This window comes from Sedimenticola hydrogenitrophicus, assembly GCF_029017505.1.
GTDB lineage: Bacteria > Pseudomonadota > Gammaproteobacteria > Chromatiales > Chromatiaceae > Sedimenticola > Sedimenticola hydrogenitrophicus_A.
Genome location: NZ_JAQGEI010000021.1, coordinates 47,148 through 68,099 on the forward strand (window position 1 = coordinate 47,148; position 20,952 = coordinate 68,099).

Annotated in this window: 18 protein-coding genes; 12 read left to right on the forward strand and 6 right to left on the reverse strand. The window is 58.3% G+C overall.

Going from position 1 to position 20,952, the window contains the following annotated elements; translation table 11 throughout:
• The first annotated feature begins 13 nt into the window (after positions 1–13).
• The 3 genes from O9K64_RS13950 (at position 14) to O9K64_RS13960 (ending at position 3,866) form a co-directional block, all read left to right on the forward strand.
• Positions 14–640, forward strand: a complete 627-nt coding sequence (locus tag O9K64_RS13950; RefSeq protein WP_275098693.1) for a pyridoxamine 5'-phosphate oxidase family protein — start codon at positions 14–16, stop codon at positions 638–640.
• A gap of 91 nt (positions 641–731) precedes the next feature.
• Positions 732–2,309 (forward strand): NAD(P)H-dependent oxidoreductase, encoded by a 1,578-nt coding sequence (locus tag O9K64_RS13955; protein WP_275098694.1) that lies wholly within the window; start codon positions 732–734, stop codon positions 2,307–2,309.
• A gap of 36 nt (positions 2,310–2,345) precedes the next feature.
• Positions 2,346–3,866 carry an AMP-binding protein gene (locus tag O9K64_RS13960; RefSeq protein WP_275098695.1) on the forward strand — a complete coding sequence of 507 codons (1,521 nt, stop codon included), beginning with the start codon at positions 2,346–2,348 and terminating at the stop codon, positions 3,864–3,866.
• A 154-nt stretch (positions 3,867–4,020) separates the two neighbouring features.
• Here the strand turns inward: O9K64_RS13960 and O9K64_RS13965 are convergent, their stop codons facing one another.
• The 4 genes from O9K64_RS13965 to mfd all read right to left on the reverse strand — a co-directional run bounded on the left by O9K64_RS13965 (position 4,021) and on the right by mfd (position 10,674).
• Positions 4,021–5,031 carry a DsbA family protein gene (locus O9K64_RS13965; protein WP_275098696.1) on the reverse strand — a complete coding sequence of 337 codons (1,011 nt, stop codon included), beginning with the start codon at positions 5,029–5,031 and terminating at the stop codon, positions 4,021–4,023.
• 128 nt (positions 5,032–5,159) lie between these two features.
• On the reverse strand, positions 5,160–6,107 hold the full coding sequence (locus O9K64_RS13970) for a bile acid:sodium symporter (RefSeq protein WP_275098697.1): 948 nt from the start codon (positions 6,105–6,107) through the stop codon (positions 5,160–5,162).
• A gap of 24 nt (positions 6,108–6,131) precedes the next feature.
• Positions 6,132–6,881 (reverse strand): peptidoglycan binding protein CsiV, encoded by a 750-nt coding sequence (locus O9K64_RS13975; protein WP_275098698.1) that lies wholly within the window; start codon positions 6,879–6,881, stop codon positions 6,132–6,134.
• Between the two features lie 301 nt (positions 6,882–7,182).
• A complete protein-coding gene (mfd, locus tag O9K64_RS13980) occupies positions 7,183–10,674 on the reverse strand; it encodes a transcription-repair coupling factor (RefSeq protein WP_275098699.1) in 3,492 nt (1,163 codons plus the stop codon).
• A 239-nt stretch (positions 10,675–10,913) separates the two neighbouring features.
• Here mfd and napF point away from each other — a divergent pair, with 239 nt between their 5' ends.
• The 8 genes from napF (at position 10,914) to moaA (ending at position 18,805) form a co-directional block, all read left to right on the forward strand.
• On the forward strand, positions 10,914–11,432 hold the full coding sequence (gene napF / locus O9K64_RS13985; protein WP_275098700.1) for a ferredoxin-type protein NapF: 519 nt from the start codon (positions 10,914–10,916) through the stop codon (positions 11,430–11,432).
• Positions 11,433–11,455: 23 nt separating this feature from the next.
• Positions 11,456–11,713 (forward strand): chaperone NapD, encoded by a 258-nt coding sequence (locus O9K64_RS13990; RefSeq protein WP_275098701.1) that lies wholly within the window; start codon positions 11,456–11,458, stop codon positions 11,711–11,713.
• Positions 11,710–14,271 carry a nitrate reductase catalytic subunit NapA gene (napA, locus tag O9K64_RS13995; RefSeq protein ID WP_275098702.1) on the forward strand — a complete coding sequence of 854 codons (2,562 nt, stop codon included), beginning with the start codon at positions 11,710–11,712 and terminating at the stop codon, positions 14,269–14,271. Before O9K64_RS13990 ends, napA begins: the two co-directional genes overlap by 4 nt.
• A gap of 89 nt (positions 14,272–14,360) precedes the next feature.
• Positions 14,361–15,227, forward strand: coding sequence for a ferredoxin-type protein NapG (gene napG, locus O9K64_RS14000; RefSeq protein WP_275098703.1), 867 nt, complete (start codon positions 14,361–14,363; stop codon positions 15,225–15,227).
• Positions 15,227–16,141, forward strand: a complete 915-nt coding sequence (gene napH, locus O9K64_RS14005) for a quinol dehydrogenase ferredoxin subunit NapH (protein WP_275098704.1) — start codon at positions 15,227–15,229, stop codon at positions 16,139–16,141. The genes napG and napH overlap by 1 nt, the downstream gene beginning before the upstream one ends.
• 57 nt (positions 16,142–16,198) lie before the next feature.
• Positions 16,199–16,627 carry a nitrate reductase cytochrome c-type subunit gene (locus O9K64_RS14010; protein WP_275098705.1) on the forward strand — a complete coding sequence of 143 codons (429 nt, stop codon included), beginning with the start codon at positions 16,199–16,201 and terminating at the stop codon, positions 16,625–16,627.
• A gap of 294 nt (positions 16,628–16,921) precedes the next feature.
• Positions 16,922–17,485: a NapC/NirT family cytochrome c gene (locus tag O9K64_RS14015; RefSeq protein ID WP_275098706.1), complete on the forward strand. Its 564-nt coding sequence runs from the start codon at positions 16,922–16,924 to the stop codon at positions 17,483–17,485.
• A gap of 339 nt (positions 17,486–17,824) precedes the next feature.
• Positions 17,825–18,805, forward strand: a complete 981-nt coding sequence (moaA, locus tag O9K64_RS14020) for a GTP 3',8-cyclase MoaA (RefSeq protein WP_275098707.1) — start codon at positions 17,825–17,827, stop codon at positions 18,803–18,805.
• 66 nt (positions 18,806–18,871) lie between these two features.
• Here moaA and O9K64_RS14025 read toward each other — a convergent pair whose 3' ends face one another.
• Both O9K64_RS14025 and O9K64_RS14030 read right to left on the reverse strand, forming a co-directional pair.
• Positions 18,872–19,171 carry a YciI family protein gene (locus tag O9K64_RS14025; protein ID WP_275098709.1) on the reverse strand — a complete coding sequence of 100 codons (300 nt, stop codon included), beginning with the start codon at positions 19,169–19,171 and terminating at the stop codon, positions 18,872–18,874.
• On the reverse strand, positions 19,172–19,729 hold the full coding sequence (locus O9K64_RS14030; RefSeq protein ID WP_275098710.1) for a septation protein A: 558 nt from the start codon (positions 19,727–19,729) through the stop codon (positions 19,172–19,174).
• Between the two features lie 331 nt (positions 19,730–20,060).
• On the opposite strand from O9K64_RS14030, the gene O9K64_RS14035 reads away from it, so the two are divergent.
• Complete coding sequence (locus tag O9K64_RS14035; RefSeq protein ID WP_275098711.1) at positions 20,061–20,918, forward strand: PHP domain-containing protein; 858 nt, start codon at positions 20,061–20,063, stop codon at positions 20,916–20,918.
• Positions 20,919–20,952: the final 34 nt, after the last annotated feature.

Here is a 20,952-nt window from a genome sequence, read left to right on the forward strand (position 1 = left end):
TAAGGAGGTTCAGATGACTAAAAAGCAGGATCAACCATCTAGTGATATCGCATTTACCCCGTCGGTCAAGGCAGTGCAGAAACGCAAGGGCTCGCGTGTGGAATTTCTCGAACAGGAGGCCGAAGGGGGCTGGGCCACAGCAATAACTCCAAGCCTGGCTGAGTTCATTTCACAAGTCAGGACATGCTATCTGGCTACAGCCACGGCGGAAGGCCAACCTTATGTGCAACACAGGGGTGGAGCGCCGGGCTTTCTGCAAGTGCTGGACCCCCATACCCTGGGCTTCGCCGATTTCAGGGGGAACCGGCAATACGTGACCACCGGCAACCTCGACGAAAATCCCCGCGCTTTTCTCTTTCTGATTGACTATATCCGAAGCCGCCGCGTGAAGCTTTGGGGCACCGCCCGTGTGGTGGAGAACGATCCGGAGCTCAGCGATCGTCTTCTGTTAAAAAACTACCCCGCCGATGCGGAGCAGGTGATCCTGTTCACGGTAAAGGCGTGGGATGTCAACTGTCCCAGACATATCCCTACCATGGTCCCTATGGAAGAGGTATCCAAGCTATGCAAGCGGTTTGAGACACGGATCGAGGAACTGGAGCGTGAAAATGCCTCGCTCAAGGAGGGCACGACCAACTGACCCAGTGGTTTCAGAAAAATAGGATTGATTTTCCAAGCCTGATCAAACAAAAAAATATCAGGTGGATCAAGGGATACACAAGGAGCGTTAGATGGAGTTAATAGATCGCAGGCCCTTCGTTATTGGCATTTCGGGAAGCACTCGCAGCATCTCCGGTAAGCCGCGAAAGGGCACAATTATTGATATTGTCAATCAATCTGAAGACGAAACAGCGTTGCGCAGAGCCTTCTGTGAAGACGATCAGCTCAATACCGTAGACCGACATGTCAAACAACTCGGTATCCGGGACGGTGATGGTTTCAATCTCTATAAGAGTGAACGCAAGAAAACCAAGCGAAATAAAACATTCAGCAATACCGAAGTGGCGCTGGCTACCGCTTTGTATGGTGCCAAGGAGGCCGGCGCCGACATAGATCATCTGCAGTTAAACCGCTTTTTTTATCCTACACCCCGGGCGGAGAAGTTACGGGATCTGAAGGAGGCGCTGCTACGTGCGGACGGAATCGTGCTGGCCACCCCGGTATATTTTGGCGACCGAAGTTCTCTTATCAGCAAGCTCATTGACTTCATTCGCAGTGATGCCGAGCTGAAGGAGGCACTGAGCGGAACGATCATGGGCGGTATTGCCGTGGCGGCGAAGCGGAACGGCGGCCAAGAGACCTCACTGATCTACCAACTCATGGATATGCTGGAGATTGGTTTTCTCGGTGTGGGTAATGACTGGCGTACCACGGCCCAATACGGGGGGACATGCCATGCCGGCGACGTTGGCATGATGGCGAGTGATCATGTTGGGATTGAGACTGCCATGGGGGTAGGCCGGCGAGTGGGGAACGTCGCTCGGATGTCTTTCATGGGAGAGGATCACCAATTGTTAGGAAGGCATCGAATCATTTTCCTGGTGACCCAGGATAAGGACGAGATTGCGCTGCAGTACGTGAAAGCGCTGACACGGCGGATATCAGAGGCTGAATCCACTGTAATCAACGTTACCAAGCTGCAGATTCACCCCTGCCAGGCGTGCGATCTTTGCCCGGCAACCGTCGGGCCTGACAAGGATTCGCGTTGTGTCGTAACGAGTCCCGACGATGACATGCAGGGCGTGTACGACCTGCTGATGAATGCCGACGTTGTTGTCCCGGTAACCTACAACCCGACAGACCGCACAGGACTGGAAAGCGCGTACCAGTCGTTGATGGAGCGTCTCCGTTTCATGCGACGCTCAAACTACATGCTGAGTGACCGATTAATTGCACCGCTGGTGCTGGAAGAGATTGGGGCTGGCCAGAATATGCATATCCGAATGATCACTTCACTCATTCGTCAGCACTCCATCGTGGCAAGGCCTATGCAGGCCTACTTCCATAATGGTGTGCCGCTGAATGAACTGGATATCACACGGCAGTTCGCGACGCTCAATCAGGCAGTACGCAATATTACCCGTGGCCGGCTGCTGCTCTACGCAAACCCCGAAGAGTCCATCGAGTATCAAACTGTAGGGTATTTTTCGGATCAGTTTGAGGATGCCGAAGAGAAGGCGAGGGTCAGCCGTCTGATCCACGATGATCGTGTCCGGCGCTACCAAGCTGAAGCCAATAAGCGACTCAAACCGCTACAAGAGACAATGAGGCGTAATTCGTACGGAATTAAGCGCGTCTCCCCGGTCTAAGCCACTCCTCATGCAAATCAATTGGAATTGAATAAAATGAACGAGAATATTTACGCCATACTTTCCCGCGGTTTTCCGCAGAATGCGGATACCCCGTTTTTGATTCTTCCCGATAACGAGCAGTATTCATATCGCCAGCTCGAGCAGGAGTCGGCACGCTATGCGAACGTTCTGGTTGCCTGCGGTTTGGAACCAGGCGATCGTGTTGCTGTTCAAGTGGATAAGTCCCCAGCAGCGCTTTTTCTCTATTTGGGTTGTGTACGCGCCGGATTGGCCTATGTCCCCATCAATCCCGGATATCAGTGTGATGAAGTTGAGTATTTTCTGAAGGATGCCGATGTTTCGGTATTTATATGTCGTCCGGATTTTTTGGAGGATGCCAGAAAACTGCAATGGAATAGTGAAGAGAGCTGGACCTTTGACCTGGGGATCGACAATACAGGGTCTCTGATAGAGGCCGTTCGAAAACAGCCGGATACCTTCAGTACTGCCCAGAATGCAGCGGATGACCTGGCGGCAATCATGTACACATCCGGCACCACTGGCCGCTCTAAAGGAACGATGTTATCCCATCGTAATCTGTCATCGAATGCCCTGGTGCTACATAGCTACTGGGAATTTGTCCCGGGTGATGTGATTCTGCATATGCTGCCGATTTACCATACGCACGGGCTATTTGTGGCGACCCATTGTGCCATGCTCAACGGTAGTCCACTATTGTTTGAACCCCGATTTGATGCGAAGCGCGCCCTGCGACTGATGCCGAAAGCAACCGTCCTTATGGGAGTGCCACCCAACTACGCCGCGCTATTGAATGAATCAGGTCTGACTCCTGAGACCTGCGAACAGATGCGTCTGTTTATTTCCGGCTCGGCACCGCTGCTTCCAACAACGTTTGAAGAGTTTCGGCGACGCAGCGGGCACGCGATACTCGAGCGTTACGGTATGACCGAAGGAGGTATGTTGGTGTCAAATCCGACTAACGGCGAGCGTCGCTGCGGAACAGTCGGTTTTCCGTTACCCGGAACACAGGCCCGCATAGTCGACGACCAGGGACGCCCTGTGGCAGCGGACGTGATCGGCCATATCCAGGTAAAAGGCGAAAATCTCTTTTCCGGTTATTGGCGGATGCCGGAGAAGACCCGGGATGAGTTTACCCCTGACGATTACTTCAAAACTGGGGATGTGGGGCATTATGATCGTGATGGCTACCTGACCATCGTGGGTCGTTTCAAGGATGTCATCACTGTTGATAACCGGGAGGTATATCCGAAATCGATCGAGACCGCCATTGATCTTATGCCTGGGGTTGCGGAGTCTGCCGTTATCGGTTTGTCGGACCGCGCTAACGGGATCACCGTCGCTGCGGTGATTGCGTATCGACAGCACGGGCCGCGCCCCACAGCAGAGGGTATTACCTCGACTCTCAAGGAGTCGTTTGATGACTTTCAGGTACCAGGCGCGGTGTATTTTGTAGACCAGTTGCCACGTAACGGTATGGGCAAAGTGCAAAAGAGTGTGCTGCGGGAACGCTATCAGGACCCGATAAACCGGTAGAAAACCTCGTCTGGAGCGACTTTCCGGTTCATACAGGATGCCTGCTGTGTTGGGGTTAATGTGGATTGACAGCAGTCCCGGCGGCCCAATTGCCAAGATGCCCGGTTGATCCGGGCATCTTGGTTTGTCGGTTCTGCAAAAGAAGGAGTGGCGTCTAGCGGCCTTGCAGATACTTCTCGATGGCTGCGACGAAGACGTTGGCGGGCTGCGCGCCGGAGAGCAGTTCGCCCTCCACGGTGCCCTTGTCCGGGTCGTGGTAGCCGATAATGAATCCGGGCGTCCCGGTGATCCCGGCGGATTGGCCGGCTGCCATGTCGTTGGCCACCCGCCCGGCATAGGTGTCATTATCCAGGCAGCTGTTGAACCGCTCCAGGTCCTTGATATTGATGCGTTGGGCGATCGCTTTCAGCTCGGGTCGGAACAGGTTGTCCGGCTGATTGAACAGAACCTCGTGCATCGCCTCGAAGCTCCCCTGGTCGCGGGCACACTCGACCGCTATGGCGGCGTCATCGGCTTCCTTATGAAAGGCGAGCGGGAAGTGGCGGTAACCGAAAGCGACCCGCTCACCATACTGTCCGATCAGCTCCTTGACCGTACTCTGGGCCCGTTTACAGAACGGACACTGGTAATCGGAGAACTCCATGACCATCACCCCGGCCTGGTCGTTCCCGCGCATAAAGGCACTGTCGACGGCGAGCTTAAGCAGCATCTCCTTCGGCTTGACCAGACGCGAGGTGATATCGCCCTTGATCGCCGCGCGTTGATAGATCTGGATATCGTGCTGGGCCTTGGCCATGCCTTCCATGTATTCCCGGATCATCGGGGCCAACTGCTCCAGGGGACCCCGGCTCTGCAGCTTGTTGTTGAGATAGAAGGTCTCGATCTGCTCCTCGGAGATGGCGGCGGGCGCGGCGGCCGGGTAATCTGTCGAATCGGTGGTCAGCTGGGTTACGGCGTGCTGGATGAAGGCCTCCTGCAGTGCGTCATGGAGCTGGATGCGCAGTTCATTGATCTTGCGGTTCTCGATATCCGACAGCTGGATGGATTTACCACTCACCGTACCGACGACACTGCCCTCGGTCAGCAGGGCGTCGGCGGCGGCGTGAACGGTGGCGGTTGCCGTGAACAGGGCCAGGGTGAATGGGATCAACTTGATTGGCTTCATTGATAATCCTTGGTGAGGGTAAGCCCGGTGGGCATTTTTGGTCTGTATAGCTCGGACAGCGTGCCCGGAAGCGAGTTCCGGAGGCGGTCCATCCCGTGTGGCGCTGGGAGAGGGCCTCTGGTTGTCACTCATGATACGGGATCCGGCTGGACCGCGGCGCGGGCAAGCCTGACCGCCAGCATCGAGTCGACAAACAACTGCAGGAAATGGAACAGGATGCAGGCCACCAGCGCCACCCCGACCGGCTGATTGAGTGCCGCCAGCACGCTGACGGCAACCGGCAGGGTTTTCTGCGACGCGGTGAACAGCAGGGCGATCCATTCAGCGCGCTCCGGCCGGTTGATCCGGCGTGAACCGAGACAGAGCAGCAACAGTGCACCATGCAGCAACAGGGCCGCGGCGATCATACTGCCGATCAGCGGCAGGCTGATCTCCCTGAGGGTGTCACTGGATGCCGAGACCGACATCCACACCGTAAGAACCACGCAACTGGAGGGCAGATAGCGGATCAGCCAGTGGCGTGGCGGGAGTTGTATGATCCGGCGGCCCAGCATCCCCGTTACAAAGGGGATCAGGACAATGATCAGCAGTTGTTGAAGTAGTGGCCAGGGGGGGGAGTGGGTGAGGTTCCCGACATTTTCCAGTACCACCGGCAGCAAAAACGGGATGGTGAAGACGCCGAGCAGATTGAGCAGGATGGTCAGAAACAGCGCCTTGAATCTGTCGCCCTCCGCCAGCTGGGTCATGACAATCCCGGAGGAGAGGGTGGTCGGGACCGTTGCGGTCACGATCAGGCCGAGAGCGGCGCCGGCGGGCAGTGCCAGCAGTGTAGCCGTTGCCAGTCCGAGAAAGGGGCTGATCAGCAGATTGATCAGGATGGCGATCAGCGCGGTGGACCAGAGTTTTCCGGACAGCGGCATCCGACTCAGTACCGTCTGGTAGCCGTTGATCAGAAAGATGGTGACCACCATCCAGGGAATCATCCCCATCTCCTGAAGCGCCATACCCGGCGCCGGGGCAAGCCACGCCGTGAGAAACGCGAGCAACAGGCCGACCGGGAGAAAATAGCCGTTCATGCGGGCGGAAGCTCGGCGCCAGACTCAGTTGGGCGCCGGGGAGGCCGTTTCCGTCACCGGGGGTGTGGGCTCGGTTGGCGGGGCGTCGGCGTCCCCTGGCGCGGGTTCAGCGGCCGGCTCGGCTTTCGGTTCCAACTTCGCGACCCGGCTTATCAGGATCAGCGCCCCGAGCCGGGGGTGATCGATATAGTGCAGTTCGCCGCTGCGCATACGCCGGCTGGCCTGAAACCGGATACTGCCCCGGGTGGGACTGGGTAGCGCATCGGGGCTGGCCGGCGGGAGCGCGCGGTTCGCGCCCCGCAACAGGATATCCAGGTCGACATGCAGGTAGCGGTTGACGCTGATCCTGATCAGGCCCTCGAACCGGGGCAGCGGACCCGCGTCGCTGTGCCGCGGGCCGGGCCCCAGGTAGATGGCCTTGGCCCCCGCGCTGGTGGCTACCGGTTGACGCCAGGCCTGATGATATAGTGGCTCCATGGCGCCACGCGTCCGCTGCAGGGCGTCGAACTGCGCGGCCAGTCGCCGGCTCGAGCTGGGCCGCAGGGTGTAGGGCTGTGACGGAGCAGACGCCGGCGGCTGCAGTGTCACGGTTTCCGACCAGTCCGGGCTGCCCGGGTCTTCCGACCACATCTCCGTCGCCGCGCCGCCGGAGGAGCCCTGTTTGAACAGAATCAGTTCAATGTCATACCAGGGGGGCTCTTCCGCGGCCTGTACGGGGTGCGCCAGGGCGGAGAGACTCAATACGATTGCCACGAAGTATCGGACCAGTTTCATAAAGATTGCACGTGCGGATGAACCATTTATACACCACAGCCGGTAATTGTCCCTTTCACGGGAAAAAATGTATAGGGGTATTTTGTGATTAGGGCTCGCGCAAGAATAATTTCGTAATACCGAGGGCGTCACTGGGCCATGCCGGCAAGGCACGCTTTGCAGGCAATGGCCGCTCCCGGCCATCCTTGGCCTCGCGGCATAAGTCCATCCCTGGACAAAGCTGCTCCCTTGCCAAAAAGCGTAACGCCGGCGGCGGGGTCCAGTGGCGACCGAATACCGGAACTTATTTTTGCGCGAGCCCTTAGCCACAGACCTCATCCAGGATATTCCCCACCTGCTGGATACGCCCCTGCTGATCGCTGAGATCCTTGAAGAAGCGCAGCTTCTCCCCGCCGTCCAGCTTGTACTCCCGGGGCCGGGTCTGGATCAAGCGGATGATCTGGCCCGGGTCGATCTTCGGTTGTCCATCAAACAGGATGCGGCCGCCGGCCGGTCCGGCCTCGATCTTGCGGATGCCCAGCGGGTTGGCCTTCAGCTTCAGGCCGGTGATGCCGAACAGATTCCGCGTCGGTTCCGGCAGCAGGCCGAAACGGTCGATCATCTCGACCTGCAGTTCACGCAACTCGGCATCGGAGCCGGCACTGGCGATGCGTTTATAGAGTACCAGACGCGAATGGACGTCGGGCAGATAATCCTCCGGCAGCAGGGCCGGGAGTTGCAGGTCGATCTCGGCGCCGTGATCCAGCGGGCGGTCCAGGTCGGGATGTTCGCCGGCCTTGAGCGCCTTGACGGCGCGTTCCAGCAGATCGCTGTAGAGGCTGAAGCCGACCTCGTGTATCTGGCCGCTCTGACCTTCGCCCAGCAATTCGCCCGCGCCGCGGATCTCGAGGTCGTGCGTTGCCAAGGTGAATCCGGCACCTAGATCTTCAAGTGATTCAATGGCTTCCAGGCGTTTCTTCGCGTCAGCAGTAAGCGTCTTCGGCGGCGGTGTAATCAGATAGGCGTAGGCCCGGTGATGGGAGCGCCCGACCCGTCCCCGCAGCTGATGCAGCTGCGCCAGGCCGAGCTTGTCGGCGCGGTTGATGATCATGGTGTTGGCGCTGGGGACATCGATACCGCTTTCGATAATGGTGGTGCAGACCAGAATGTTGAAGCGCTGGTGATAGAAGTCGCGCATGACCTCTTCCAACTGGCGCTCGCGCATCTGTCCATGGGCCACCCGCACCCGGATGCCGGGCAGCAGCTGCTCCAGCTTGTGGGCGGTGTTCTCGATGGTGCTGACCTCGTTGTGCAGGAAGTAGACCTGGCCGCCGCGTTTGATCTCGCGCTGGCACGCCTCGACGATCAGCGCCTCATTCCATTGGCTGATAAAGGTCTTGATCGGGTGCCGGGCCGCCGGCGGGGTGGCGATGATGGATAGATCGCGCATCCCCGACATGGCCATGTTCAGGGTCCTGGGGATGGGGGTGGCGGTGAGGGTCAGCATGTCCACCTCGCTGCGCAGCGCCTTGAGTCGCTCCTTGTGCCGCACCCCAAAGCGGTGCTCCTCGTCGATCACCACCAGCCCGAGATTTTTATAGCGGATACTCTCCTGCAGCAGTTTGTGGGTCCCCACCACGATATCCACGAGGCCGGCTGCCAGGCCGTCCGTGATCGACTTCTGTTGTTTGGCGGTGCGGAAGCGCGAGAGGCTTTCCACCTTGATCGGCCAGTCGGCGAAGCGGTCGGAGAAGTTCTCATAATGTTGTTGTGCCAGCAGGGTGGTGGGCACCAGTACCGCGACCTGTTTTCCCCCCTGTACCGCCATGAAGGCCGCGCGCATGGCCACCTCGGTCTTGCCGAAGCCGACGTCGCCGCACACCACCCGATCCATGGGGTGGGGAGATGTCATGTCGGCAATCACCGATTCGATGGTCTGCTGCTGATCCGGGGTCTCCTCAAATTCGAACGAGGCGGCAAACGACGCATACTCCTCTCCGGGCGGGGGAAAGGCGTAACCCTGGTGTGCCGCCCGGCGGGCATAGATCTCCAGCAGTTCCGCCGCGACATCGCGTGCCTTCTCCGCCGCCTTGCGCTTGACCCGCTCCCACTGGTCGCCGCCGAGGCGGTGCAGCGGCGCATTTTCCGGGGTCGCACCGGCATAACGGCTGATCAGGTGAAGCGACGAGACCGGGACATAGAGCTTGTCGCCCCGGGCATATTCCAGGGCCAGGAACTCGGTGGTCATGCCACCCACCTCCAGCACCTGCAGACCAAGATAGCGGCCCACGCCGTGGTCTTCATGGACCACGGGTGCACCGATATGCAACTCCGTCAGGTTGCGGACAATCTGGTCGGCATCGCGTTGCCTGGACTTGCGGCGCCGTTCCTGGCGGACCCGTTCGCCCAGCAGTTGGCTTTCGGTGATGATCACCAGCCCGGCGTGATCCAGCCAGATCCCCTGTTCCAGCGGGGCGACGGTCAGCATCAGCGGCTGATCGGCATCGAGAAACCCCTGCCAGCCCTCCACCGGGCTGGGGCGGATGCCGTATCCGGCCAGGGTCTCCTTCAGCATCTCCCGGCGTCCGGCACTCTCCGCGATAAACAGGATTCGCCCCGGGGCACGCGCGATGAACGCCTGCAACGCCGCCGCGGGGCGTTCGGCCCGTGCCTGAAAACTGAGCGGCTCGGGGGCGCGGGTGGCAAAGTTGTAGAAGTCGCTGTAGCCCTTGTTGCGGGTCTCGATTTCTGTCCGCTGCAGCGAGATCGACATCCCCCGGTTCAGGTTTGCCAGCAGGTGATCGCTGTCCAGATAGAGCCGTTCGGGTGCCAGCAGGGGGCGTTCCGGGTCATATCTGCGCTGCTCGTAACGGGTCTGGACCTGCTGCAGAAACTGCGCGGCGTAATCCCGGGTCTGCGCACTGCGAATGGTCAGCAACTGGTCGGGCAAAAAGTCGAACAGGGTGGCCGTCTGCTCAAAGAAGAGCGGCAGGTAGTACTCCAGTCCGCCCGGCGTGTTGCCGTTGGATACCTCCCTGTAGATGAGGCTGCGTTGCGGGTCGCCTTCGAAGGTGTTGCGGTAAGCCTGACGAAAATGGGTAATCCCGGCCTCATCCAGCGGATACTCACGCGCCGGCAGCATCTCGATGGCGTCCACATGCTGCAGGGTGAGCTGGGTTTCCGGATCGAAGGTCCGGATGCTCTCCACCTCCTCATCAAAAAGATCAATCCGGTAGGGGATGCCGCTGCCCATGGGGTAGATGTCCAGGAGCGAACCGCGAATGGTGTATTCCCCATGCTCCACCACCTGTGACACAGAGCGGTAACCGGCCTGTTCGAACTGACGCCGCATCTGCTCCAGCGACAGGGTATCTCCCGGTTTCAGCATCAGGGTGTTGGCCTGCAGGTAGCCCTTCGGTGGCAGTCGTTGCAGCAGCGTACTAACCGGAACGATCAATACCCCCCGGTTCATCCGCTCCAGCTGGTAGAGCGTCAGCAGCCTCTGGGAGACCAGTTCGGGCAGCGGCGAGAAGATATCGTAAGGCAGGGTTTCCCAGTCGGGGAAACCAAACACGGGAATGGCGGCGTCGAGAAGGAAAAACCGCAATCCGTCCTCCAGTTTCGCCGCCGCCTGGGCGTCATCGGCGACCACCATGGTGACGCCGGAAAAGGCCTTTGCGGCGGCGGAGATCGCCAGGGCATCACTCATGCCATAGAGACGTCCCCACTGGATACGTTCATCTTGCCGGGCGGGAAGCGGTGGCTGCAGCGGTTCAAACCGCGTGGCGGTGTCGGGGGTTTGCGGATCGGTCATGTCACCAGTCGTTCAGGTAAACCAAGCGGGTAATTTTCGCATAGCTGGCGAAGGTATCGAAGGCATATTTCCAGGCATATGAAGAATCACTTATTTTCCCATAAAAGGAATTTGTTGATGTAGGTCAACAATACCGGAGGGTGCCAGGAAAACTTGATATAGGTCAACGATAGTCTCGGGGGGCAGGTCTATAAAGCCCCTTAAATTAAGTGGGTAATTATTATCTCAAGCTTCAGCTTATGAAACATAACGTCAGTCGTGCGCAACTGTTGAGTGGGGACTTGGAAGGGGAAGCGATCCCTTTTCGACCTCCCTGGGCACTGACTGAGGTGGATTTCGTCGATCGATGCAACAGCTGCGGGGATTGCATCACCGCCTGTCCCGATGCGCTGATCCTCGCCGGTCGCGGCAGGCTTCCGCAGATGGAGTTTGTCCGTGGCGGCTGCGATTTCTGTGCAGCGTGCGTGGACATCTGTAAAACCGGGGCACTGTGTCGGGACGCGGACTCATCCGCGCCTCCCTGGCGCATCAAGGCGACCATCCAACCCGGTTGTCTCTCCCTGAATGCCGTCATCTGCAGATCCTGTGGCGAGGTGTGCGACGAGCGGGCCATCCGCTTCAGACTGGCGACCGGTGGCGTCGCGGTTCCGCTACTGGATGCCGATCGGTGTAGCGGCTGCGGTGCCTGCTTTGCCGTCTGTCCCATTCAGGCAGTAACCCTTTCTTCAATGAACGAATCGCGCAACCAGGCCGCGTAAATCTTAAGGAGCGAATAACCAAAATGAATATCTGCAGCGCCATTGTACACGCCCGGCCCGAGGTGGCTAGCGTCGTGCAGGCACATTTAGAAGCATTCGAGGGTGTCGAAGTCCATGGTGGGGCCGATGCCGGCAAGCTGATCGTTACCCTGGAAGGGCAGGGTGATGACGCGCTGGCCGACACCATGGCCAAATTCAATGAAGTAACCGGTGTAATCAATACGGTGATGATCTATCACTATTGCGGGGAAGAACCTGCTGATAAGGAGGTAATGAAGTGAAACTAACCAGGCGTGACTTTGTAAAGAACAATGCGGCCGCGGCGGCTGCCGTGGCGGCGGGTGTGACGTTGCCGGCCATCCAGGTGGCCCATGCCGCCACCGGCGACGGCGTGGACGCCGACGGTATCCGTTGGGATAAGGTGGCCTGCCGCTTCTGCGGTACCGGCTGTTCCGTCCTGGTCGGCACCAAGGGCGGCAAGATGGTAGCCAGCCAGGGCGATCCGGACGCACCCGTCAACAAGGGACTCAACTGCATCAAGGGTTACTTCCTGCCCAAGATCCTCTACGGATCAGATCGCCTGACCCAGCCGCTGTTGCGCAAAAAAGGCGGGCAGTTTGCAAAGGACGGCAAGTTCGAGCCGGTCTCCTGGGATGAGGCCTTCGATGTGATGGCCGAGAAGTGGAAAGTGGCACTGAAGAAGGACATGGAGAAAAACGCCGGTCAGCCGGTGGACAAGATGATCTCCTCGGTGGGCATGTTCGGCTCGGGTCAGTGGACGGTATGGGAAGGCTATGCCGCCTCCAAACTGATGAAGGCCGGTTTCCGTTCCAACAACCTCGACCCCAACGCCCGTCACTGCATGGCTTCGGCGGTGGGCGCCTTCATTCGTGCCTTCGGTATCGATGAGCCGATGGGTTGTTATGATGATCTGGAACACGCCGATGCGTTTGTGCTCTGGGGCGCCAATATGGCGGAGATGCACCCGATTCTCTGGTCGCGTCTGACGGATACCCGTCTGACCCGAGCGGATTGCGAAGTGCATGTGCTCTCCACCTACGAGCATCGCTGTTTTGAGCTGGCCGACAACGGCATGGTGTTCCATCCGCAGTCGGATCTGGCGATCGCCAACTACATCGCCAACTACATCATCCAGAACAAGGCGTACAACGAAGAGTTCATCGGCAAACACGTCAATTTCACCAAGACCCCGACCGATATCGGTTATGGCCTGCGTCCCGAGCATCCGCTGGAGAAGGCGGCCAAGAATGCGGCCAAGGGCAAGTTGTCCAAGATCAGCTTCGAAGAGTATGCCGCATCGGTCGCACCCTATACCGTGGAGAAGGCTTCCGAACTCTCCGGTGTGCCGGCGAAGAATCTGGAACGTCTGGCCAAGCTCTACGCTGATCCCAACAAGAAGGTCTCCTCGTTCTGGACCATGGGCATGAACCAGCACACCCGCGGTGTCTGGATGAACGGCCTAGTTTACAACATCCACCTGCTGATGGGCAAGATTTCCGAGCCGGGCAACAGTCCGTTTTCGCTCACCGGTCAACCCTCCGCCTGTGGTACCGCCCGCGAGGTGGGCACCTTCTGTCACCGCCTGCCCGCCGACCTGGTGGTGGCCAATCCGGCCCATCGCAAGTTCTCCGAGCAGATCTGGAAACTGCCGGAAGAGACCCTCAACGGCAAGGTCGGCTACCACGCGGTGCTGATGCACCGCATGCTCAAGGACAGCAAGCTGAACACCTTCTGGGTGATGTGCAACAACAATATGCAGGCGGCCGCCAATCTGAATGAGGAGTCCTATCCCGGCTGGCGCAACCCGGCCAACTTCATCACCGTCTCCGATCCCTATCCCACGGTCTCCGCCATGGCGGCTGACCTGATTTTGCCGACCGCCATGTGGGCGGAGAAAGAGGGCGCCTATGGTAACGCCGAACGGCGCACCCAGTTCTGGCGTCAGCAGGTGAAGGCTCCCGGTGATTCCAGGTCCGACCTGTGGCAGCTGATGGAGTTTGCCAAGCGCTTCCAGATGGAAGAGGTGTGGCCGGCCGAACTGCTGGACAAGGTACCCGAATACAAAGGCAAGACCCTGTTCGATGTGCTCTATGCCAATGGCCAGGTGGATAAGTTCCCGCTTCAGGAGGTCAAGGACAGCCAGGGCAACGTCTACGACAACGACGAGATGGCGCACTTCGGTTTCTATCCGCAGAAGGGCCTGTTTGAAGAGTACCGGATGTTCAATTCGGCCGACAACATCATCAAGAAAGGCCATGAGATGGCACCGTTTGATGACTATCACAAGGCACGCGGCATTCGTTGGCCAGTGGTGAATGGCAAGGAGACCCTGTGGCGTTTCCGTGAAGGTTATGACCCGCACGTGGCCAAGGGTGAAGGCGTCAAGTTCTACGGCAAGCCGGATGGCAGGGCCAACATTATTACCGCGCCTTTCGAGCCGGCAGCCGAGAGCCCGGACAAGGAGTTCGATCTCTGGCTCTGTACCGGTCGTGTACTGGAACACTGGCATTCCGGTTCCATGACCCGCCGCGTTCCCGAGTTGCACCGCGCGGTACCGGATGCGGTGGTGTTCATGCACAAGAATGACGCCAAGAAACGCAGACTGCGTGACGGTCAGATGGCCAAACTGCAGTCCCGGCGGGGTGAACTGCTGGCACGTGTCGAAACACGGGGACGCAACCGTCCGCCCGAGGGGCTGGTGTTTATCCCCTGGTTTGATGCGAGCCGCCTGGTCAACAAGTTGACCCTGGATGCCACCGATCCGCTGTCCAAAGAAACGGACTACAAGAAGTGTGCGGTGAAGATCATCAAGGTGTAATGGGTCGTTGCAGGTTCGGCCGGCGACAACCGGTTGAACCGACAAACTGGAAGAGTGGAATACCGGATCGATAACAGAGCAGTAACGAGATGTCAGATTCAGGTGATGGTAAAGGCAAAGGCGTAAACCGCCGGCAGTTTTTGAGTCAAACACTCAAGACGGCCTGCGGGGTGGGTCTTATGGGTATGGGACTCGGCTTTTATGCCAAACAGGCCGAGTCCCTGCCGGCGATGGCGATCAGACCACCGGGGGCACTGCCGGAGAAGGATTTTCTCGGTGCCTGCATTCGCTGTGGTCTGTGTGTACGGGATTGCCCGTACGACATTCTGTCGCTGGGGCAGTTGGGGGATACGGTGGCTACCGGCACACCTTACTTTTATGCACGGACGGACCCGTGCGAGATGTGTGAGGACATCCCCTGCGTGGTCGCCTGCCCGACCAACGCCCTGGACCATGGATTGACCAACATAAACGATGCCCGCATGGGTCTCGCCGTGCTGGTTGATCAGGAGACCTGCATCGCCTTTCAGGGATTGCGCTGTGAAGTCTGTTTCAATGTCTGTCCGATTCGGGGGAAGGCGATCTCACTGGAGTACGAGCACAACGTGCGTTCGGGAAAACACGCGAGGTTTCTACCCATCGTGCATTCCGACGCCTGTACCGGCTGCGGACTCTGTGAGAAAGCCTGCATCCTCGAAGAGGCGGCGATCAAGATCTTCCCGACCCATCTGGCGAAGGGAGAGTTGGGCGGACATTATCGACTCGGATGGAAAGAGAAGGAGAAGGCAGGAAAGTCACTGGTAACACCGGACGTGGAGCACCGTTACAACCTTCCCGAAGGGGTGCGCTACGACCTGCAGGGTAAGGGCCTGATCGTGGAACCCGAGGGGCAGCAACCGATGCCGCTTCCCTCCAATCCACTGGATAGGCTCAACCGTGGACTGGAGAATCAATAATGGCTGATAAATCAGTTGCCGGCGCCGACGCCATTGCCACCAAGGGGTGGTGGAAGGCACATCAGTGGTTGATTCTGCGTCGTGTAAGCCAGCTGTCTATTTTGGCCCTGTTCCTGCTGGGTCCGTTGGCAGGGGTGTGGATAGTGAAAGGTAATCTGGCCGCCAGTATGACGCTGGATCTCCTGCCGCTGACCGATCCCCATGTCCTGTTGCAGTCGGTGCTGTCGGGTGTGGTGCCGGAGTTGTCGGCTATTGCCGGTGTGGTCATTGTGATTGTCTTCTATCTGCTGGTAGGAGGAAGGGTTTACTGCTCCTGGGTATGCCCGGTGAACATGGTGACCGATACCGCCGCCTGGTTACGTCGAAAACTCGGTATCAAAGCCGCCTCACAGATGGCGCGGTCGACCCGTTACTGGATGTTGGGACTGACCTTGGTCCTGCCTCTGGTAACCGGCTCGCTGGTCTGGGAGTTGTTCAATCCGGTATCGATGCTGTTTCGTGGCATTGTGTTCGGAATGGGCATGGCATGGCTTCTGATTGTGGGTGTGTTCCTGTTCGATCTGTTCATTGTGAAGAACGGATGGTGTGGACGTCTCTGCCCGGTAGGCGCGTTTTATAGTCTGCTGGGTACCGGGAGCGCAATCAGAATCGTTGCGGCCGATCGGGAGCGCTGTAACGACTGCATGGACTGCTTTGTGGTCTGTCCGGAGAAGCAGGTGATCAGACCCACTTTGAAAGGGGCGGACAAGGGGGTCGGGCCGGTTATCCTTGCTGCCAACTGCACCAATTGTGGTCGCTGTATCGATGTCTGTGCAAAAGATGTATTCCAGTTTGGTACCCGTTTTAACAACCTGATGGTGAACGCATCCGGAAACCCGGCTGATGACGGAAAACAACATACCGTCCAGCCTTAGATGACTTGAACCGTCAAGCATCCGGATATCATGATTTAGAGCTTTATGGAGATCGAGATGAAAAAAGTAATCGTAACCCTGCTGGTTGCCATGGTGACACTCGTGTTCGCCGGGGGCGCCTTCTCTGGAGTCACCTCGCTTCGGGGGGATAGGGATCTGACGGCGGATGCGGATGAAAATCCCATGCGCAAGCAGGTCATCACCGAGGGCGGCGTGGAGCGCAGTTACAAGATCCAGCCACCGGTGATTCCGCATAAGATTGACAAAGAGACCATCAATCTGAAGACCAATACCTGCATGAAGTGCCATTCTGAAAAGACCTATGAGCAGAAGAAGGCGCCCAAGGTTGGCGATTCACACTATGTTGCACGGGATGGCAATGTACTGGAGACCATCTCAACGCGGCGCTACTTCTGTAATCAGTGTCATACGCCTCAGCTGAATGCCGAACCGATCGTGACAAATCGTTTTGAAGGTGCAAAGTAAGCCGCTGCACTAGCGGTGGAACCAGTTCCCCCGATTCAGCCAACGCTGAATCGGGGGTATTTCTTGGCTATATACCAGTTAGGTGTTGCATGAGGGACGGTGCTTTTGTAGGAGTGGCTTCGCCGCGAAAAGCTTCGCGCCAGAGGCGCTCCTACGGGGTGATTCACCTAGCTTGATCAACACCAACAACTAACTGGGATAGAGCCTATTTCTTGATCATAGGCAATTACCTGAATGTCCTGGGTCGATATGATGCGGGACAAGCAATAACAAAGAAGCTAGCGGGGTCGTAAAATGAACAGTGGTGGCAAACGCGGAGTACTCGGTTTACTGGTGGTCGGGATTGTTCTGGGTATTGTCCTCTGGGGTGGTTTCAATACCGCCATGGAGGCAACCAATACGGAACAGTTCTGTATCTCCTGTCACGAGATGGAAGAGAATGTCTATCAGGAGCTACAGGATACCATTCACTTTACCAACCGAACCGGGGTGCGCGCGACCTGTCCTGATTGTCATGTGCCAAAGGATTGGGTGCACAAGGTGGTTCGCAAGATAAAGGCGAGTAACGAGGTCTATCACAAACTTCTGGGTACCATCGATACACCGGAGAAGTTCGAGGCCAAGCGGCTGCAGTTGGCGCAGAATGTATGGAAGGCGATGAAGGATACCGATTCCCGCGAGTGCCGGAACTGTCATAATTATGATTCCATGGACTTCAGCCGCCAGGAGAGCCGCAGTGCCGACTCCCATGACGAAGCCATCGAGAAGGGCTATACCTGTATCGACTGTCATAAGGGTATCGCCCACTCGTTGCCGGAAGGCTACGACCCGGCGGAAGACATGCCCGGTGAGGGTTGATCCCGCCGCGGGTGCCTGCGGCGCCCCTGTTTGAGGCGGCGGCTTCATCCGGGCTATGTGACTGGTTTATAGCCCGTTGGTCTAATCCCAGGACGACTTCGTCTAATACCGAGCGGAGCGAGGATCTGCCTGCTTGCTTGCCGGGACGCCGTAAACCCTTCCCTGGGGGCTTGCCGCGGCCATCCATGGCCGCGGACACCCGTCAATCAAGCAGTCAGGTCCTCTCTCACAAGCAGTTGCGTGTTTAGATGACGTGGCACTGGGATTAGACCAACGGGCTATTGTCTTTTAACCGATAACAGGAAACAATCACGTCTCACCCCAGTGGGATTGATAGCCATGACTGCACTCGTCGATCGTTTTAACCGGAAAATCGAATATTTGCGGCTCTCCGTGACGGATCGCTGCGATTTCCGCTGCTTCTACTGTATTCCGAAAGGATTTAAAGGGTTTACCGAGGTGGAGGATCGGCTGAAACTGGATGAGTTCATCCGCCTGATCCGGGTGTTCAGTGAACTCGGCGTCAGCAAGGTGCGGCTCACCGGCGGGGAACCGCTGATCCACAAGGATATCGAGCCGATGGTGCGGGGCATTGCAGCGCTGCCGGCTATCGAAGATTTTTCCATGAGTACCAACGCCTCCCATTTGGCACAACATGCCCGAATGCTCAAGGAGACCGGGGTAGGGAGGATCAATGTCAGTCTGGACTCCCTGAATCCGGAGGTATTTCGTCAGATTACCCAGGGCGACCTGAACAAGGTCATCGATGGGCTGATGGAGGCGAAGCGGGTCGATCTCTACCCGATCAAGATCAATATGGTGGTGATGCGGGACCTGAATCTCCATGAAGTGGGCGATATGGTGGATTTCTGTATCAAAAACCGCTTCACCCTGCGGTTTATCGAAACCATGCCGGTGGGGGCGGCCGGACAGCAGGCGAGGGATCGTTATGTGCCGCTGGACGAGGTTAAGCAGCTCCTGGAGCAGCGCTTCAAACTGGAACCGGCACGGATGAAGGGGGCCGGGCCCGCCAAATATTTCAAGATTGTCGACAAGCGTATCAAGCTCGGTTTCATCACCCCCATGTCACAGCACTTCTGCGAGGATTGTAACCGGGTGCGGCTCTCCTCCGAGGGCACGCTCTACCTCTGTCTGGGACAGCAGGACAAACTGGAGTTGAAACCGCTGCTGCGCGAGGGGCGCTCCGATGAACAGCTGAAGGAGGAGATCCTGGCGGCGATCCAGCGCAAACCGGAGAAGCATGAATTCAATACCAATCCCGACCAGGTGGTTCGCGTCATGTCCATGACCGGCGGCTGAACGGGCGGGTTGTGACTGCGCCCGAACCCGGGGCCGCCGAGTGGTTTACGACTTAGTTTCGCCCTTTCAGGGCAGTACTTTGCGAAACGGCTTCACCTCGATCTGGGAGAACACTCCGGTCAGGGTATAGGGATCCTCATCGGCCCACGCCCTGGCCTCGTCCAGGCTGGCGAACTCGGCCACGATCAGACTGCCACTGAAGCCTGCCGGCCCCGGGTCCTCGCTGTCGATGGCCGGATGCGGGCCGGCCAGTAACAGCCGGCCCTCGCTCTGTAACTGCTTGATCCTCTCCAGATGCTCGGGGCGCGCCTGCAGGCGGGCCTCCAGGCTGTCTTCGCGGTCTGTACCCATGATTGCGTAGAACACTCAACTTTCCTCTGGTGTGGTTTTCTGCTCTGTTTCGCTAATGTATCTGGCCAGGTAGAAGGCCTGCAGGATGATGAACAGGAAGGTCATCCCCATCATGCCGAAGAGTTTGAAGTTGACCCAGGCCGCTTCCGAGAAATTGAACGCGACATAAAGATTGACCGCGCCCATGGCGATGAAGAACAGGGCCCAGGCCACATTGAGCCGGCTCCAGACGGGGGCGGGCAGGGCCACGCTTTTGCTCATCATCCGTTCAACCAGCGGCCGGTTGCCGATGAAATGGCTGCCGACAAAAACGATGGCAAACAACCAGTTGACGACGGTCGGCTTCCATTTGAGGAATAGCGGATCCTGCAGGTAGAGCGTCAGGCCACCGAACAGCAGTACCAGCAGCAGGGTGACCAGGTGCATCTTCTCCACCTTGTGGTGCCTGATCCAGTTGTATCCGACTTGAGCCAGGGTGGCGACGATGATCACTACCGTTGCCACGTAAAAGTCATACATCTTATAGGCGATAAAAAAGAGTATGACGGGAAACAGATCGCTGAGAAACTTCATGATTTTTTAAGCTAAGGTCTGGCCGATATTCCCCGCAGGATAGCACAAGTTTCCCCGGATCCGGCAGGGATACGATATTCTTCGATCCTCCGCGATGGCAGTGCCGGATGGTGGTGGTCGTCACATCCGCAGTGAAACAATCCACAGGGCTTAGGACCCGCGCAAGAATAAGTTCCTGTATTCGGTCGCCCCTGGACCCCGCTGGCGGCGTTACGCTTTTTGCCAAGGGAACGGCCATTGCCTGCAAAGCATGCCTTGCCAGCGTGGCCCAGGAACGCCCTCGATACTACGGAATTATTCTTGCGCGGGCCCTTTGGGGTACAATACCCGGATGAATGTCAGTTATGACCTCCACACCCACTCGACCGCTTCCGACGGCACCCTCAGCCCCGCTGCGCTGGTCACCCGCGCCGCCGCTGCGGGGGTGGACGTGCTGGCATTGACCGACCACGACACCACCGAGGGTCTGGCGGAGGCTGCGGTGGCGGCGGTGGGCGCCGGGTTGCACCTGGTGACCGGGGTGGAGATCTCGGTTACCTGGGGTGGTCAGGTGGTGCATATCGTGGGCCTGGGTTTCGATCCGGACGACAGCAACCTGCAGCGCGGCCTGGCCGGTCTCAGGCGCTTTCGGGAATGGCGTGCCGAGGAGATCGGCAGGCGGTTGGAAAAGCACGGGATATCAGGTGCCTATGAAGGGGCAAGGGGCTACTCCAACGGGCATCTCATCAGCCGCACCCATTTCGCCCGTTTCCTGGTCGAGCAGGGCTACTCCCCCGAAATGCGCAAGGTGTTCAAACAGTATCTGACCCGGGGGCAGCCGGGCCACGTGGCCGGCGAGTGGGCCGCTCTGGACCAGGCGGTGGCCTGGATCCATGCTGCCGGGGGGGAGGCGGTCATTGCCCATCCGGCCCGCTACGGCATGACCCGAACCCGGCTCAGACGCCTGATCGGCGAGTTCCGGGAGGCCGGTGGCAAGGCCCTTGAGGTGGTCTCAGGCAGTCACAGCAAGGACGAGGCCTTCACCATGGCGAAGCATACCCGTGATTTCTCACTGCGGGCCTCCCTGGGTTCCGATTATCACGGGCCCGAGACCCCCTGGACCGAGCTGGGCAGGCTCTCCCCGCTACCGGATAACAGCGTCCCCATCTGGCGCGGCTGGCCCGTCTTCACCACGGCGGCTTCCGCCTGATTTATCCCATCAACCCATATATAACCCATCTATT